The sequence below is a fragment of the Ruminococcus flavefaciens genome, from assembly GCF_900119075.1.
GTDB lineage: Bacteria > Bacillota > Clostridia > Oscillospirales > Ruminococcaceae > Ruminococcus > Ruminococcus flavefaciens_Q.
The window spans coordinates 431577-446550 of sequence record NZ_FPIP01000001.1; the positions used below are offsets into that span (position 1 = coordinate 431577).

General features: G+C 43.0%; 15 protein-coding genes. 1 reads left to right on the forward strand and 14 read right to left on the reverse strand.

Features of this window, described 5'->3' with window-relative positions; genetic code table 11:
• Window positions 1–2337, reverse strand: a complete 2337-nt coding sequence (locus BT105_RS01930; protein WP_072299142.1) for an ATP-dependent Clp protease ATP-binding subunit — start codon at window positions 2335–2337, stop codon at window positions 1–3.
• 169 nt (window positions 2338–2506) lie between these two features.
• On the opposite strand from BT105_RS01930, the gene BT105_RS14930 reads away from it, so the two are divergent.
• Window positions 2507–2653 carry a hypothetical protein gene (locus BT105_RS14930; RefSeq protein WP_177243906.1) on the forward strand — a complete coding sequence of 49 codons (147 nt, stop codon included), beginning with the start codon at window positions 2507–2509 and terminating at the stop codon, window positions 2651–2653.
• Window positions 2654–2692: 39 nt separating this feature from the next.
• On the opposite strand, the gene clpX is transcribed toward BT105_RS14930, so the two are convergent.
• The 13 genes from clpX to BT105_RS01995 all read right to left on the reverse strand — a co-directional run bounded on the left by clpX (window position 2693) and on the right by BT105_RS01995 (window position 14964).
• Window positions 2693–3979 (reverse strand): ATP-dependent Clp protease ATP-binding subunit ClpX, encoded by a 1287-nt coding sequence (clpX, locus tag BT105_RS01935; RefSeq protein WP_072299143.1) that lies wholly within the window; start codon window positions 3977–3979, stop codon window positions 2693–2695.
• Between the two features lie 10 nt (window positions 3980–3989).
• Window positions 3990–4580 carry an ATP-dependent Clp endopeptidase proteolytic subunit ClpP gene (gene clpP, locus BT105_RS01940; protein WP_072299144.1) on the reverse strand — a complete coding sequence of 197 codons (591 nt, stop codon included), beginning with the start codon at window positions 4578–4580 and terminating at the stop codon, window positions 3990–3992.
• Window positions 4581–4683: 103 nt separating this feature from the next.
• A complete protein-coding gene (gene tig, locus BT105_RS01945; protein WP_072299145.1) occupies window positions 4684–5976 on the reverse strand; it encodes a trigger factor in 1293 nt (430 codons plus the stop codon).
• Window positions 5977–6077: 101 nt separating this feature from the next.
• Window positions 6078–6770 (reverse strand): metallophosphoesterase, encoded by a 693-nt coding sequence (locus BT105_RS01950; RefSeq protein WP_072299146.1) that lies wholly within the window; start codon window positions 6768–6770, stop codon window positions 6078–6080.
• Window position 6771: 1 nt separating this feature from the next.
• On the reverse strand, window positions 6772–8265 hold the full coding sequence (gene thrC, locus BT105_RS01955) for a threonine synthase (protein ID WP_072299147.1): 1494 nt from the start codon (window positions 8263–8265) through the stop codon (window positions 6772–6774).
• A 12-nt stretch (window positions 8266–8277) separates the two neighbouring features.
• Window positions 8278–8655 carry a YraN family protein gene (locus tag BT105_RS01960; protein WP_072299148.1) on the reverse strand — a complete coding sequence of 126 codons (378 nt, stop codon included), beginning with the start codon at window positions 8653–8655 and terminating at the stop codon, window positions 8278–8280.
• Window positions 8648–9265 (reverse strand): ribonuclease HII, encoded by a 618-nt coding sequence (gene rnhB / locus BT105_RS01965; RefSeq protein ID WP_072299149.1) that lies wholly within the window; start codon window positions 9263–9265, stop codon window positions 8648–8650. Before rnhB ends, BT105_RS01960 begins: the two co-directional genes overlap by 8 nt.
• On the reverse strand, window positions 9265–10146 hold the full coding sequence (gene ylqF / locus BT105_RS01970) for a ribosome biogenesis GTPase YlqF (RefSeq protein ID WP_072299150.1): 882 nt from the start codon (window positions 10144–10146) through the stop codon (window positions 9265–9267). The genes rnhB and ylqF overlap by 1 nt, the downstream gene beginning before the upstream one ends.
• A gap of 34 nt (window positions 10147–10180) precedes the next feature.
• The gene (gene lepB / locus BT105_RS01975; RefSeq protein WP_072299151.1) at window positions 10181–10933 is read right to left on the reverse strand and encodes a signal peptidase I; all 753 of its coding nucleotides are present in this window, start codon (window positions 10931–10933) and stop codon (window positions 10181–10183) included.
• A gap of 118 nt (window positions 10934–11051) precedes the next feature.
• Complete coding sequence (gene rplS, locus BT105_RS01980; RefSeq protein WP_028514989.1) at window positions 11052–11396, reverse strand: 50S ribosomal protein L19; 345 nt, start codon at window positions 11394–11396, stop codon at window positions 11052–11054.
• Between the two features lie 272 nt (window positions 11397–11668).
• Complete coding sequence (locus BT105_RS01985; RefSeq protein ID WP_072299152.1) at window positions 11669–12460, reverse strand: class I SAM-dependent methyltransferase; 792 nt, start codon at window positions 12458–12460, stop codon at window positions 11669–11671.
• A gap of 15 nt (window positions 12461–12475) precedes the next feature.
• Window positions 12476–13129: a TIGR03936 family radical SAM-associated protein gene (locus BT105_RS01990; RefSeq protein WP_081367759.1), complete on the reverse strand. Its 654-nt coding sequence runs from the start codon at window positions 13127–13129 to the stop codon at window positions 12476–12478.
• On the reverse strand, window positions 13126–14964 hold the full coding sequence (locus BT105_RS01995; protein WP_072299154.1) for a TIGR03960 family B12-binding radical SAM protein: 1839 nt from the start codon (window positions 14962–14964) through the stop codon (window positions 13126–13128). The genes BT105_RS01990 and BT105_RS01995 overlap by 4 nt, the downstream gene beginning before the upstream one ends.
• Between the last annotated feature and the right edge of the window lie 10 nt (window positions 14965–14974).

The window sequence follows — 14974 nt, forward strand, 5'->3', positions numbered from 1 at the left end:
TTATACTGTGATATTCTTTGTTATTAGTATTTTGCCGTTCTCGATATCAAGCTTTATACTGTCTCCTTTTGTTATCTCAGAGCTTATTATCATATTTGCAAGCCTGTTCTCGAACATTTCAACAGCTTTTCGCTTTATTTGACGTGCTCCGTATTGATATGTGCCTTTTACAGAGGCTAAGGATTCGATAACTCTGTCCGTAAATTCGATATTTATCCCTATAGAATCCGAGCGTTTTTTCAGGTCTTCAAGAGTTTGACGGCTTATCTTTATCAGGTCGTTCATTTCAAATGGTTCAAAGACGACTATTTCGTCTATCCTGTTAAGAAATTCTGCTGAGAAATAACTCTTTACAGCTTCAAGCGCCTTTTTCTCAATATTTTCATGACTGTTTTCGGCAAAACCCAGTGATGACTTCATAATCATATCCTCGGCACCTATATTTGAAGTCATTATAATTATACAGTTTCTGAAGCTGATTTTTCTCATAAGTGAATCAGTAAGCATACCGTAATCAAGTATCTGGAGCAGGATATTCAGTACCTCTTTCTCGGCTTTTTCAATTTCATCGAACAGTATCAGTGAATATGGATTTCTTCTTACCTTTTCGCACAGATTATTGTCGCTGTTGTCGTATCCTGCATAGCCGGGAGGTGCGCCGATAAGCTTTGCAACTGAGTGTTTTTCCATATATTCAGACATATCTACTCTTATGAGATTGTTTTCACTGTCAAAGAGGCATTCTGCGATTGCTTTTGAAAGCTCGGTCTTTCCAACACCTGTAGGTCCTGAGAATAAAAGCGATGCAATAGGTCTGTTGGTTTCACGAAGCCCCACTTTTGCCCTGAATATTGCATTTGTTACTTTTTCAATCACATTATCATGTCCTATTATACGCCTTGAAAGAACAGTTTTCAGTCTGCTGAGCTTTTCAGATTCGTGTGACGATATTTTATTGGTTGGTATGCCTGTTTTAAGAGAAATTACAGTGTTCAGGTCGTCTTCCGTTACATAGCAGTTTTTAGGTGCTTCGATGACTTTGTTGAGCCTTGAAAGCTTTACTCCTTCCATGTCTATCAGTTCTGTATCCTTGGTAAGTTTTGGACAGCTGTTTTTTATCTTTGCCCACGCGCAGGCTTCGTCAAGTATGTCGATAGCCTTGTCAGGAAGAAATCGGTCGGTTATATAGCGTTTTGAAAGCTCTACTGAAAGTCGGATAATATCGTCGTTTATTTTTATATCGTGGAATGTTTCGTAGTTTTTTCGCAGTCCCTTTATTATTTCGATACAGCTTAGATTATCGGGCTCGTTTACCTTTACAGGCTGAAAACGTCGCTCTAAAGCCGCGTCTTTTTCGATTGTTTTGCGGTATTCTTCAAATGTAGTAGCACCTATCAGCTGTAACTGTCCCCTTGCGAGCTGTGGTTTCATTATATTTGCGGCGTCGATCGCTCCTTCGGCAGCTCCTGCGCCGACTATAGTGTGTATCTCGTCTATGAAAAGTATGATATTCTTTGCTTCTGCGGCTTCTTCTATGCAGGATTTGACTCTTTCCTCGAAGTCTCCGCGGTATTTGGCTCCCGAAAGCATAGAAGTAAGGTCGAGTGAAAAGATATACTTGTTTTTCAGATTATCAGGGACGAGATTTCGTATGAACATCGCTGCAACACCCTCGACTATGGCAGTCTTACCGACTCCTGCTTCACCTATAAGGCAGGGATTATTTTTAGTTCTGCGAGAGAGAATCTGCAAAATACGTTCTATTTCGTTTTTTCGTCCGATAAGAGGATCGTTTTTGCTTATAACCGCTATATCCGTGATATTTTTGCCGAATCTGAACAGATTAGGATATTGTGAGGGCTTTGGCTTTAATGATTCGTAGAGCTTTATATTCATTTCTTCATCTGTAATGCTTCTGAGTCTTTCGCATAAATATGGTATATCAGCGTCTATTCTTTTCAGTACCGTACAAGCACTGCATGATGATTCTTTTATAATAGCCGCAAGAATATGCTCAGGAGTGGCTTTTTTTGCTCTTGTATTTGCAGCCGCTGAATATGCTGTTTCAAGGATATGCTTAGTCGCTGTTGTGAAAAAGCGCTGATTGAGAATGGAAGGAGTTCCCCGCCCTACCATATCTATTATCTCTTTTTCGGCAAGTTCATAGGAAACGCCGCTTTCAGAAAGCATTTTTTCGGCTTCTGAGATATCATCGTCAAGCATAGAAAGCAGCAAATGCTCGCTGCCTACATACGTGTGACCAAGCTCGGAAGCGTGATCTATAGCGCCTTCTATCATCTGTATTGTTTTTCGTGTGAATTTTTCGTTGTTTATCATAGCTTGCTCCTTTATAATGTTCTACATATATTATGCCACTATATCTGTGCGATAACTGTCGAAACAGCGTCTGCAATAAAATCTGTAACACTTTTTTTGCTATGGCATACTATGTACTATAAAGCGAACAGAAAACGCTTTAAATACATTATTCAAGGAGCTTTTAATTATGTGTAATTCATGCTTTGGCGGAAACAATTGCTGGTGTATCATTCTCTTAGTACTTCTCGTTATCATTCTCTTTTCAGGCTGTGGTAACAATGGCTGCGGCTGCGGTGACTGCGGCAACAATAACGGTTGTGGCTGCGGCTGTTAAGCAACGTAAAAAAGGGACTGCGCTTGCAGTCCCTTTCGTTTATTCAGCTTTTAAAAGCTTGTTTCTTCTGTTTATAAGCAGCGGTTGGGTTTCATTGATAACGCAGTCAGCTGTTACAGTTACCTTAGCTATGCTGCCGTCAGACGGAACAGTAAACATAGTTTTCATAAGGATAGACTCAAGAATGGAGCGGAGTCCTCTTGCGCCTGTCTTCTGAGCGATAGCTTTCTTAGCTATCTCGGTAAGAGCTTCATCGTCTATTTCAAGTTCAATATCATCGTATCTGAAAAGCTTCTTGTACTGCTTGACAAGAGCGTTCTTAGGCTCGGTAAGTATTCTTACAAGTGAAGCTTCGTCGAGCTCCTCAAGAACGGATATAACAGGCAGTCTGCCTACGAATTCAGGTACCATACCGAATTTTACAAGGTCCTTTGGAACGACCTTTTTGAAGATATTTTCAGTCTCAATGTTATGAGTATTGATATCTCCGCCGAAGCCGATAGGAGCCTTGCCGATACGCTTCTGAATCTGCTTTTCAAGTCCGTCAAAGGCACCGCCGCAGATAAACAGGATATTCTTTGTGTTTATCTGGATAACCTCCTGATTCGGGTGCTTTCTGCCGCCCTGAGGGGGAACGTTTGAAACAGTACCCTCGATAATCTTAAGGAGAGCCTGCTGAACGCCTTCACCGCTTACGTCACGGGTAAGTGATGTGTTTTCGGATTTTCTGGCGATCTTGTCTATCTCATCAATGTAGATGATTCCGCGCTCTGCTGACTTTATATCGAAATCAGCAGCCTGAATAAGTCTGAGAAGTACATTCTCAACGTCATCGCCGACATATCCTGCTTCGGTTATAGTAGTTGCGTCAGCTATAGCGAAAGGAACGTTAAGAAGCTTTGCGAGAGTCTGGGCAAGGAAGGTCTTACCAACACCGGTAGGACCGAGGAGAAGAACGTTGCTCTTCTGGAGCTCGACACCGTCCTTGTCGGAAAGGTCCTTGTCATTTTCCTGACTCATAATACGCTTATAATGATTATAAACTGCAACAGAAAGCGATATTTTTGCATCGTCCTGTCCGATAACATATTCATCGAGAAAAGCCTTTATTTCCATAGGCTTCATGAGCTTCATTGCAGAAACATCATTTTCTGTATCTGCCTTCGATGCTTTTCTATGCGCTTTAGCTACTCCAGAGCCATAGAGCATTTCATAGCAGTAAGTTACGCATTCATCACAAATATTAGATGAACCTGCCGAGAACATACTGCGAACTCTGTTTTCCCCTTTGCCGCAAAAGCTGCACGATTTAAACGTTTCAGCCATTTAATAACCCCTACCTTTTTGTGATGACCTTATCTATAAGTCCGAATTCGAGAGCCTCCTGGGCTGTCATATAATTATCTCTCTCACAAGCAGCGTGTATTTCTTCTACGCTCTTGCCTGTATTTGTTGCGATTATTTCTTCAAGCCTGTCTCTTGTACGCTCAAGATTCTTAGCGTGTATCATGATATCGGTCTGCTGACCGCCAAGTCCGCCGCCGATAAGAGGCTGGTGGATCATTATCTCACTGTTGGGGAGAGCTATTCTCTTGCCCTTTGCTCCTGATGAAAGCAGAAATGCTCCCATTGAAGCAGCCATACCGATACATATCGTTGAAACGTCGCATTTGATGTAATTCATAGTGTCATAAATAGCCATTCCTGCGGTTACAGAACCTCCGGGGCTGTTTATATAAAGTGAAATGTCCTTTTCAGAATCCTGACTTTCAAGATAAAGAAGCTGAGCCACAACAACGCTTGCTGTAGCATCGTTGACCTGATCTGAAAGCATTATGATTCTGTCATTGAGCAGACGTGAATAGATATCATAGGATCTTTCGCCTCTGCTTGTCTGTTCTACGACATAAGGTACCAGTACGCTCATATTTTATCGCCCTTTCTTTAAAAACAGTTGTCCCACATAAGCTGCGGGACAACATGATATTTTTTATGATTAATTGTCGAAAAAGCTGTTATTCAGCCATTTCTTATGCAACAGTGTTGTCTACAACAGCGTTTTCCTTAACGAGCTCGATAGCCTTCTGAACTCTGAGGTCTGTGATATAATCCTCAACAGGGATAAATCTCTTAACTGTTTCAACGTCGATGTTATTAGCAGCTGCGATCTCGCCGAGGCTGTTGTTGAGATCCTCGTCAGAGATCTGGATATTCTCGAGATCAGCGATCTTCTCAAGAGCAAGTCTGAGCTTAACTTCGTTTACAGCTCTGTCTCTGTATGTCTCTCTGAATGAATCCATATCCATTCCTGTGTACTGGAAATAGAGCTTAATATCCATGCCCTGCTGCTGGAGCTGCTGCTCGAATGATCTCATAAGAGAATCGATTCTCTGCTCATACATACAATTCGGAATAGGAGCGTCAACCTTGCTGATAAGAGCTTCCATTACAGCGTTCTCAAAGCCTGACTCAGCCTGCTGAGTTGCAGCCTCTTCGAGCTTTGTCTTGATGTCTTCCTTGTATTCTGCAACAGTCTCAAATTCTGTAGCGTCCTTAACGAGATCATCGTTGATCTCAGGGAGCTCTTCATAGCTGATAGACTTGAGCTTGCACTTGAATGTAGCGTCCTTGCCTGCGTAATCTGTCATCTGGTAGTCCTCTGGGAACTTAACGTTTACGTCAAACTCGTCGCCGATGTTGTGACCAACGATCTGATCCTCAAAACCTGGAATGAACTGACCGCTGCCGAGACGAAGAGGATGATCCTCACCCTTGCCGCCTTCAAATGCTTCGTCACCGAAGAAGCCCTCGAAGTCGATGATAACTTCATCGTCCATCTGAGCTGCTCTGTCTTCAACAGAAACGATACGAGCATTCTTCTTTCTGATGATATCAATCTGCTTGTCGATATCTTCATCAGTGATCTCCTTAACTTCCTTGGCAGCCTTGATGCCCTTGTAATCAGAGATCTCAATCTCAGGCTTTGTAACGCAGATAGCCTTGAGCTCTACGCCCTGCTCCTTATCGATAGAAGTAACTTCAACGTTAGGTCTGTCAACAAGAACAAGTCCTGTCTCCTTAACAGCTGCGTCTATTTCAGGTCCGAGGAGTGAGTTGATAGCGCCCTCATAGAAAGCACCCTCGCCGAACTCTCTCTCAGCAAGCTTTCTGGAAACCTTGCCTTTTCTGAAGCCTTTGATCTGGATATTCTTCTTCTGACGCTGATATTCTTTTTCAACAGCAGCCTCAAAAGCGTCTGCGTCAATTGAAATTACTAACTCGGTAGTATTTACATCTGTCTTGTTTGATGATTTTAAACTCATATTGATACGTCCTCCAATATTTATATAACATACTTGGTATATTATACCACATTTCCAAAAATTTTTCTACTGATTTCCAACACTTCTGCATTATGCACAATTTACAAAACTTTCTCTGGGATAAATTGTAGATAATCGCCTGCGATAAGATGGAAATTCACATCATCATAGGTGTTTTTTACGCAAAGTTCATGAGCTGAACGACCGTGTATGTGACCATAGTAGCAATCTTTTATCTTGTAGCGATAAAGGACTTCAAGTATGTCATAGTTAAAATTTGTTGCAAAAATAGGCGGATAGTGCAGAAAAACTATAGGTTCGAGATCTTCTGCAATTGCGGAACGGATAGAGGTCTCCAGACGCTGTACTTCCCTTTTCAGTACTTTTTCGTCCTGAGATTCACCGGGCATATTCACCCAGCCTCTTGTACCGCATATCCCGTATTTTTCATATGCATAATGATTGTTATGCAGTATTTTTATTGTATCAAGCTTCTCGGCAGCAAGGAACTCTTCCATTTTTTTCATGGTAGTCCACCAGTAATCGTGATTTCCTTTGATGATTATCTTCTGCCCCGGAAGCTCGTTTATAAAATGAAAGTCAAGTGCTGCTTCTGCAAGGGACATTCCCCACGAAATATCCCCGGGGAGCACAACTGTATCATTTTCATTTATCAGTTCAAGCCAGTTCCTTTCGATCCGCTCCTGATAGTCCTCCCAGCCATTGAATATACTCATGGTCTTTTCGGGAGCACCCTTGCACAGGTGCAGATCAGCAAGTACAAACAAGCTCATTTTATTTGCTCAGAGTTCTGAGCACATAATCCTTCTGGTCTGCCTTGTCTATAACATCATTGAAACGCTCAGGCTTGTTTCTGAGGTCAGCAAGTGCTGCAGGAACAGGTATATCTGAAAGCTCCGCGATCTTGTCTACCTTGTCGTATTCGTCGATATCAGATACCTTTCCTTCAAGAGCTTCAAGAACAGCAGCGCTGAACTTGTAAGGACTTGCCGTTGAAGCGATAACAGTCTTTGTTGTATCGCCTGTAGCGTTCTTGTAGTCGTTGTAGACCTTTACTGCAACAGCTGTGTGTGTGTCGCAGGTATAGGAGTATTTCTCATAAATAGAGTGGATAGTTTCCTTTGTCTGTGCGTCATCGCAGAAGCCTGCGGCAAATTCCTCGGCAAGTTTTGCCTTTACGTCAGCATTTACTTCATACTTGCCCTCGGAAGCAAGCTTTCCGAACCAGTCACGGATAAGAGAGTCGTTCTTTCCTGTCATGAGGTAAAGAAGTCTCTCAAGATTGCTTGAGATAAGGATATCCATAGAAGGTGAAACAGTAGCATAGAACTGTCTGTTTCTGTCGTAAACACCTGTGTTTATGAAATCAGTGAGAACGTTATTGATGTTTGAAGCGCAGATAAGCTTGTTTACGGGAACTCCCATATGCTTTGCATAGTAAGCAGCAAGGATATTTCCGAAGTTTCCAGTTGGAACTACGATGTTTATCTTGTCGCCGAGCGCTATCTCGCCGTCCTTAACAAGCTCGGCATAAGCTGATACATAGTAAACTACCTGAGGAACAAGACGTCCCCAGTTGATAGAGTTAGCACTTGAGAACATCATTCCCTTTTCTTCAAGTGCCTTCTTTACGTCGTCATTGGTGAAAATAGCCTTTACACCGTTCTGGCAGTCGTCGAAGTTGCCCTTGATAGCGCATACTCCTACGTTTGAGCCTTCCTGAGTCTTCATCTGTCTCTTCTGCATCGGGCTTACGCCGTCCTCGGGATAGAAAACAAGGATAGAAGTTCCTTCAACGTCCTTGAAGCCCTCAAGAGCTGCTTTACCTGTATCGCCTGATGTAGCAACGAGGATAACTATCTTCTTGTCGAGCTTTATCTTCTTTGCGGAAGTTGTAAGGAAGTAAGGCAGTATCTGGAGCGCCATATCCTTGAATGCGCAGGTTGGACCGTGCCAGAGCTCCAGCATATATGTACCATCGAAGAGATGAGCCATCTCTGCAATGCTTTCTGTTTCAAAGTTCTTTGTGCTGTACGCATTGTCTGTACAGTAATGTATCTCAGCCTCTGTAAAGTCTGTGAGATACTTAGCAAACACATAAGCAGCTCTGTCGGCATACTTCATGTCGCCGATAGCTTTTATCTCGTCAAGAGTGAGCTGAGGAATGCTCTCGGGAACAAAAAGTCCACCCTCTGCTGAAATACCCTGTGTAATGGCTTCAGCGCTGCTGACCTTGACACTGCTGTTTCTTGTGCTGTTATAGAACATATTTATCACCTTTCAAAATATGAAGTTGTAGCCTGTTGTATCATAGGCATTGGTTATATAATCAATGCTGAGCACCTTGCTGTCCGAAATGATGACTTGTGCGACATCGAATCTCGGTTGGAGCATATTAGGGTGCTTACAGCAATAATCAGCGGCAGTTTTTATAATAAGACCGCGTTTTCTTTTGTTGACAGCCTCAAATCCTGAGAGCATGCTGTCGGGCTTTCGGGATTTGACTTCAACAAAAGCGATATAGTCACCGTTTTCAGCGATTATATCTATCTCACCGCCCTTTATCCTGTAATTTCGGGCGACGATATTATATCCGCGCTCGGTCAGATAAGTGCAAACACTTTCCTCGCCGAGCTTTCCTATTTCAGTTTTAGTCATATAGTTTTTTCAGAAATGTCTTGCGATGAACTTCTGATATACCGAATTCGGCTATCTTTTCATAGTGGAGCTTTGTTCCGTAGCCCTTGTGCTGCGAAAAGCAGTACTCAGGATACTTTTCGTCAAGCTCGCGCATATAGCGGTCTCGGGATACCTTTGCAAGTATTGAAGCTGCGGCTATTGAAGCCGAAACAGCGTCTCCGTGGATAACAAACTGGCTCTTGCAGTTGAGCTGGGGCAGCCTGTTTCCGTCTACAAGTGCCAAATCAGGACTTACGCCAAGTCCGTCAACAGCTCTTTTCATAGCAAGCATTGTTGCCTGCAAAATGTTGAGTTCATCTATTTCCTGTACGCTTGCCGTTGCAACGCAGTATGCGTCGGCTTTTGCGATAACTTCGTCGTAAAGAAGCTCTCTGCGCTTTTCGGATATCTTCTTGCTGTCGTTGAGATAGTCTATAAGAACAGAATCGTTGAGGATAACTGCAGCGGCATAAACATCGCCTGCAAGCGGTCCCCTGCCTGCTTCATCGACTCCGCAGATAACCGGATATTTCTTTCGGAGTTCTGTATCGTAGTCGAAAAGCTCCTTGTGAAGAACTATTCTTGCCATTACTGCTCCTTCTGCGGCGGAGCTTCGAGAGTTATCTTTCCGAGCTTGCCGCTTCTGAATTCATCAAGAACTGTTATTGCGGCGCGTTCGGTGTTTATCTCACCGCCTGATATCATCATGCCGCGCTTCTTTCCGACTTTTTCAAGGAGCTCAAAGCCCTTGTCCTCTTCCGAAAGCTCTATTTTGTATCTTTCGGTGAGAGAAGCAGGATAATTTTCGGCAAGATAGCTAAGAAGCTTCATTGCAAGAGTTTCGATATCAAGGATATCATCGCTAATAGCTCCTGTAAATGCAAGCCTTATTGCAACGTCCTGATCCTCGAATTTAGGCCACAAAACACCGGGCATATCAAGAAGCTCTGTGTTGTTGTCGAGCTTTACCCACTGCTTTGTACGGGTAACACCGGGCCTGTCCTCAACCTTTGCACGCTTAGAGCCTGCTAACTTATTTATAAGAGAAGATTTGCCAACATTTGGTATTCCGACTATCATAAGGCGTATTGCTGCGCCTGTCATGCCGTTTTTGGCACGTTTTTCCATTAACTCTTTCAGGACAGTGTTTTTTATAGTCGGAAGAATGGATTTCAGTCCTTTTCCTGACTTACAGTCTACTGCCAAAGCAGCGCAGCCGCAGTTCTTGAAGTAGTTCACCCATAGCTGAGTAGCCTTATCGTCAGCAAGATCACACTTGTTGAGCAGAACCATTCTCGGCTTGTTCCTTGTAAGTTTATCCATTTCAGGATTTCGGCTGCTTAGGGGAGTTCGTGCGTCCAATATTTCTACAACAGCGTCAACAAGGGAAAGATTAGAAGCTATCAATCGCCTTGTTTTCGCCATATGACCAGGAAACCACTGGATCTGTTTCATATCGCTGTTATCCATAATTGCCTCCTGTTTATGTGTATCAGTTGATTTATCAGAATTTAAGGATCTTGAAGTCCTTTATAGGTGAATATCTGATAAGTGCTTTTCCGTATATCTGTTCTTTCTTTATAAGACCAACATCGCCGCTTCGGCTGTCGGAAGAATTTCTTCTGTTGTCGCCCATAACGAAGTAGTAACCCTCGGGTACTGTTATAGGGAAATCAAACATTCCGCCGTCAGAAACTACGGTCTCTTTTATGTAAGGCTCATCAAGAACCTTGCCGTCAACGATGACCTGCTCGTTTTCGGCGTCAATATCGATAGTCTGACCGGGCTCTGCAATAACTCGCTTGATTATGCATTCCTTAAGTGAGGAACCTGTGATATCTCTTTCGTAAATGCTGCCGTCTTCATTGAGGAGGTATGCCTCGTCGTTGTTGATAACGATGATATCTCCATAGTGAGGACCGCCGTAAATAGTTGTCATGAAGATCCTGTCCTTGTCCATGAGAGTATCATTCATCGATCTTCCCACAACATTTACAGGGTGAAGCAGATATGTAAATATCATAACGATAACGAATACGGTAACAAGAGTTGATTCGATTATTTCAAGAATATCGTCAACTATCTTGCTTTCCTTTTCTTCTGCCTTTTTTTCTTCATCGTCTTTATCGTTGGATTCTTCGGAAGCCTTTTCTGCTTTTTCAGCAGTTTTTTCTGCTTTTTCTTCGGCTTCAACAGCAGCTTCGGATGCTACTTCTTCCTCTGTGTTTTCGGATAAATCTTTTATTTCATCAGCCATAATTGCTGCCTCCAGACCATATTAAATATCAAAATGTAGCAAAAAAGGGACTTTAAGTCCCTCAAGGAAAGAAGATGAGTCAGCCGAAATTGATCGGCTGAACTCAGTCTGCAACCTGTTAGCGGATCTGTTCCTTGACCTTAGCAGCCTTACCAACTCTGTCTCTGAGGTAGTAGAGCTTAGCTCTGCGAACTTTACCGTATCTTACAACCTCTACCTTGTCAACAACAGGAGAGTGAAGTGGGAATACTCTTTCGATACCGCAGCCGTGAGCAACACGTCTTACAGTGAAAGTCTCGCTGATACCGCCGTGCTTCTTAGCGATAACAGTTCCCTCGAAAACCTGAATACGGCTCTTGTCGCCTTCCTTGATCTGTACGTGAACCTTTACGGTATCACCTACATTGAACTCAGGAACGTTTTCCTTCATGCTTGATTCGCTGATTAACTTGAGTGCATCCATTTTATTTTCCTCCTAAAATTTCCGAACATTCTTACCTGTTCCGCAGCAGCCGTTCAGCATTCGGCTTGTGCAGAAATAATGTAATAAGTGTACTTATAGTACACAGGCTCAAAATGAGCTGCAGGCAGCGGACTATCCGATTTAATGTCTTTCGGCATTAACCCTCATTCGGGCATAAAGATACCCGAACGGATTTCAAATGCTTTTATATCATACCACACTCTGACAAAAAATGCAAGTGTTTTTTGTGCAAAAATATATATTTAATATATTTACTTCTTTCTGAGTATTGCCATTGCTGCATGGTGGAGTATCTCAAGCTCATCAGAAGGCGTTTTCGAAAGCATTTTCATGTGTTCTTTTTCCCATGCGGCTGTCTCTTCAGCAGAAAGCGAAGCTCCGATGCCTCGGCAGGCTTTCATGCGTCCGTTCCATGTTTCGCGGGTAAACGGCACCATGAGGTCATAATCCTCTGTGTATTCGATATTAAAATAGTCATTTGCTATTTCGGGAACAAATACAGGCTGACGGGTATATCCGCCTCCTGTCCACTGAGGATTATATTTCAGCACAAGCTTTTCGCTGTCCCCTGCCAGTTTATCCTCATCGGGAAGCCAAGCCATGAATAATATGACCAGTCTGCCGCCTTTTTTCAGAAGTCGAGCAAGTTTAGGGATTACTACGTCATAATCAAAGTAGAAAAAGCACTGACAAGCGGTTATTACATCAAAGGTTTCATCAAGAAAATCAAGGTCTTCAGTAGCGGAAACTACAAAATCAATGTTCATTCCGCTGCATTGAGCAAGCATTTTTGCCTGTGCTATCTGGTTTTCGGATATATCAGAGCCTGTCCATTCTGCTCCGTAATGATACATATTTCGCGGCACAACGCCTGTACCTGTACCGATATCAAGAACGCGCTGTCCCTTGACGCAAAGTCCTCTTTCAGCGACCTTGCCAAAGAAAACAGGTGGGTATATATCTCTGAATTTAGCATAATCGGACGATGTGCGTCCCCAGTCGAAGGCTTTTCCTCCGTCGATATTATTTTTCTGTATATCCATTTTTTGCTCCTTTTGTTATTCAAATACTGTGTTATCAGCGCATAAAATCGCTGTTCTGCGTATGTTTTTTGTTTCAAACGGGATTTTCGTTGTTTTTTTCAATGCTTCAATAAAAAGTGTGGGATTGTAGTTGGTCTGAGTACCTGCGGGAAGATACATTGAAATATCAATGGAATTTTCTGCCTTGTTACAGGTAAGTATCTCCATATCGGGCTTTATATCAACAGTTTTTAAGCCTTTTTTAGTTTTTTTCTCAATTAGTATCTCAGGACTTGCAATAAGCTCCTGCACAGCGGCAAAAAGTTCGTCTGTTTCATCAGAAACCAGTGAAAAGCTGTATTCAGCCTTGGCGATAGCAGTTATTTTCTGCTTTTGCTCTGCGACCTTAACTATCCGCATACCCTCAGGCATCACGGCGTTGAGCTTATCCCGTATTTCATCAAACGGGATATCCTCGTTAAGATTGAAATCGAGTATCTCGCAGCTGCTCTCAAATCCGAGAGAAAGCGCCAGTGCAAAGCTGTAATACGGGTGCGGATTGAAGCCCTCAGTATACCATATAGGCAGACGTGAACGCCTGAATGTTCTCAACATACAGCGGTTCAGGTCAAGGTGGGAGATATATTTTGCACGTCCGCATTTTTCAAATGTAGCTCTTACACGTATCAAAAGCATTCCCTCCCGACTTTTTTATTAACTCCGCAGCCTGAACATCTCAGGCGGCAGTTTGGCGTTGTTTTGGATTGGTGTGCTGTCTTGTTCTCACGGATAAGAAATTCCTTTGATACGAGATAATCAAGATGATCCCACGGGAGTATCTCATCGTACTCAAATCGGCGGTTTGCATAGAATGAAGTATCTATGCCGCATTCCTCGAAAGCCTCCAGCCACTTGCCAAAATGGAAGTATTCGTCCCAGCTGTCGAATTTACAGCCTTTTTTCCATGCAGTGTAAACTGCCTTGCACAGTCTGCGGTCTCCCTTGGCAAGTATGACTTCAAGCATACTTACATCGGGATTATGATAGCTTACCTTTATCTTTTTAGTCTTTACAGAATCAAGGAGAAGTTTCTGCTTATGTTCTATCATTTCACGAGTATCCTGCGGTTCAAACTGGAACGGTGTAAAGGGCTTGGGAACGAATGTAGCACAGCTGATTGATATCTGTACTCCCCTGCCCTTCGGACGATTCTCTATGCTGTAATAAAGGTCGATAATACGATTTGCAAGCTCGGCGATACCGACAATATCCTCGTCTGTTTCGGTTGGAAGTCCCATCATGAAATAGAGCTTTACCGATGAATAGCCGCCCTCAAATGCGATTCGGCAGGTGTTCATGATCTCTTCTTCGCTGACATTTTTGTTTATAACGTCGCGGAGGCGTTGTGTTCCTCCCTCTGCCGCGAAAGTAAGACCGCTCTTGCGGACTCTTTTTATCTTTTCCAGCAGAGATTCCGAGAAGTTATCAACTCTCAGGGACGGAAGCGAGAGATTTATCTTTTCACTTACCGTATAGTCAAGAAGCTGTGTAAGAAGAGGATCAATCTCAGAATGGTCGCTGGTGCTCAGTGAAGCAAGAGAAATTTCATCATATCCTGTATTTTCACAGAGACTTTTTGCAGATTTGCATATTGTATCAGCGTGCTTTTCGCGAAAAGGTCTGTAGATGAAGCCGGCCTGACAGAAGCGACAGCCTCTTATACAGCCGCGGAGTACTTCAACGGATACTCTGTCCTGAACTATCTCGGTGAACGGAACTACGAAATTATCCGGATAATAGACCTTGTCAAGGTCTTTGATTATGCGCTTGCGGACTACCGCAGGAGCTCCGTTTGTGGTTTCAACGTGATCTATAGTTCCGTCGTCTTTATATATAAATTCGTAGAATTTCGGTACGTATACGCCTTCAATTTGACAGGCTTTGCGCAGAAAATCATCTCTTGAAGCGCCCTGCTTCTTCATTTCATAATAAAGGTCCATAAGTTCGAGGTTTACTTCCTCGCCCTCTCCGAGAACGCATATATCAAAAAAATCGGCAAGGGGCTCGGGATTACAGACGCAGGGACCTCCTGCAATGACTATCTGGGTGAGCTCCTGTGTTCTGTCCTTGGAGAATATAGGGATCCCTGCAAGGTCAAGCATATTGAGGACGTTGGCGTAGGAAAGTTCATACTGCATGGTGAAGCCGATGAAGTCGAAATTCTTAATGGGATCAAGGCTCTCCAGTGCATAGAGAGGAATATCATTTTCACGCATAATGGCTTCAAAATCCTCGCTCGGAGCAAAACAGCGCTCGCACCAGTAATTCTCACGTTCATTTGTAAGAGAATAAAGTATCTTCATGCCGAGGTGTGACATTCCGATGTCATATGTATCGGGAAAGCAGAAAGCGAATCTGACGTCTATTTTTGACTTGTCCTTTATAACACTTCCCACTTCTCCGCCTATATATCGTGAGGGCTTCTGAACTTCCAGAAGATGTTTTTCGATTTTATCTCTAAGCATATTTCCTCCA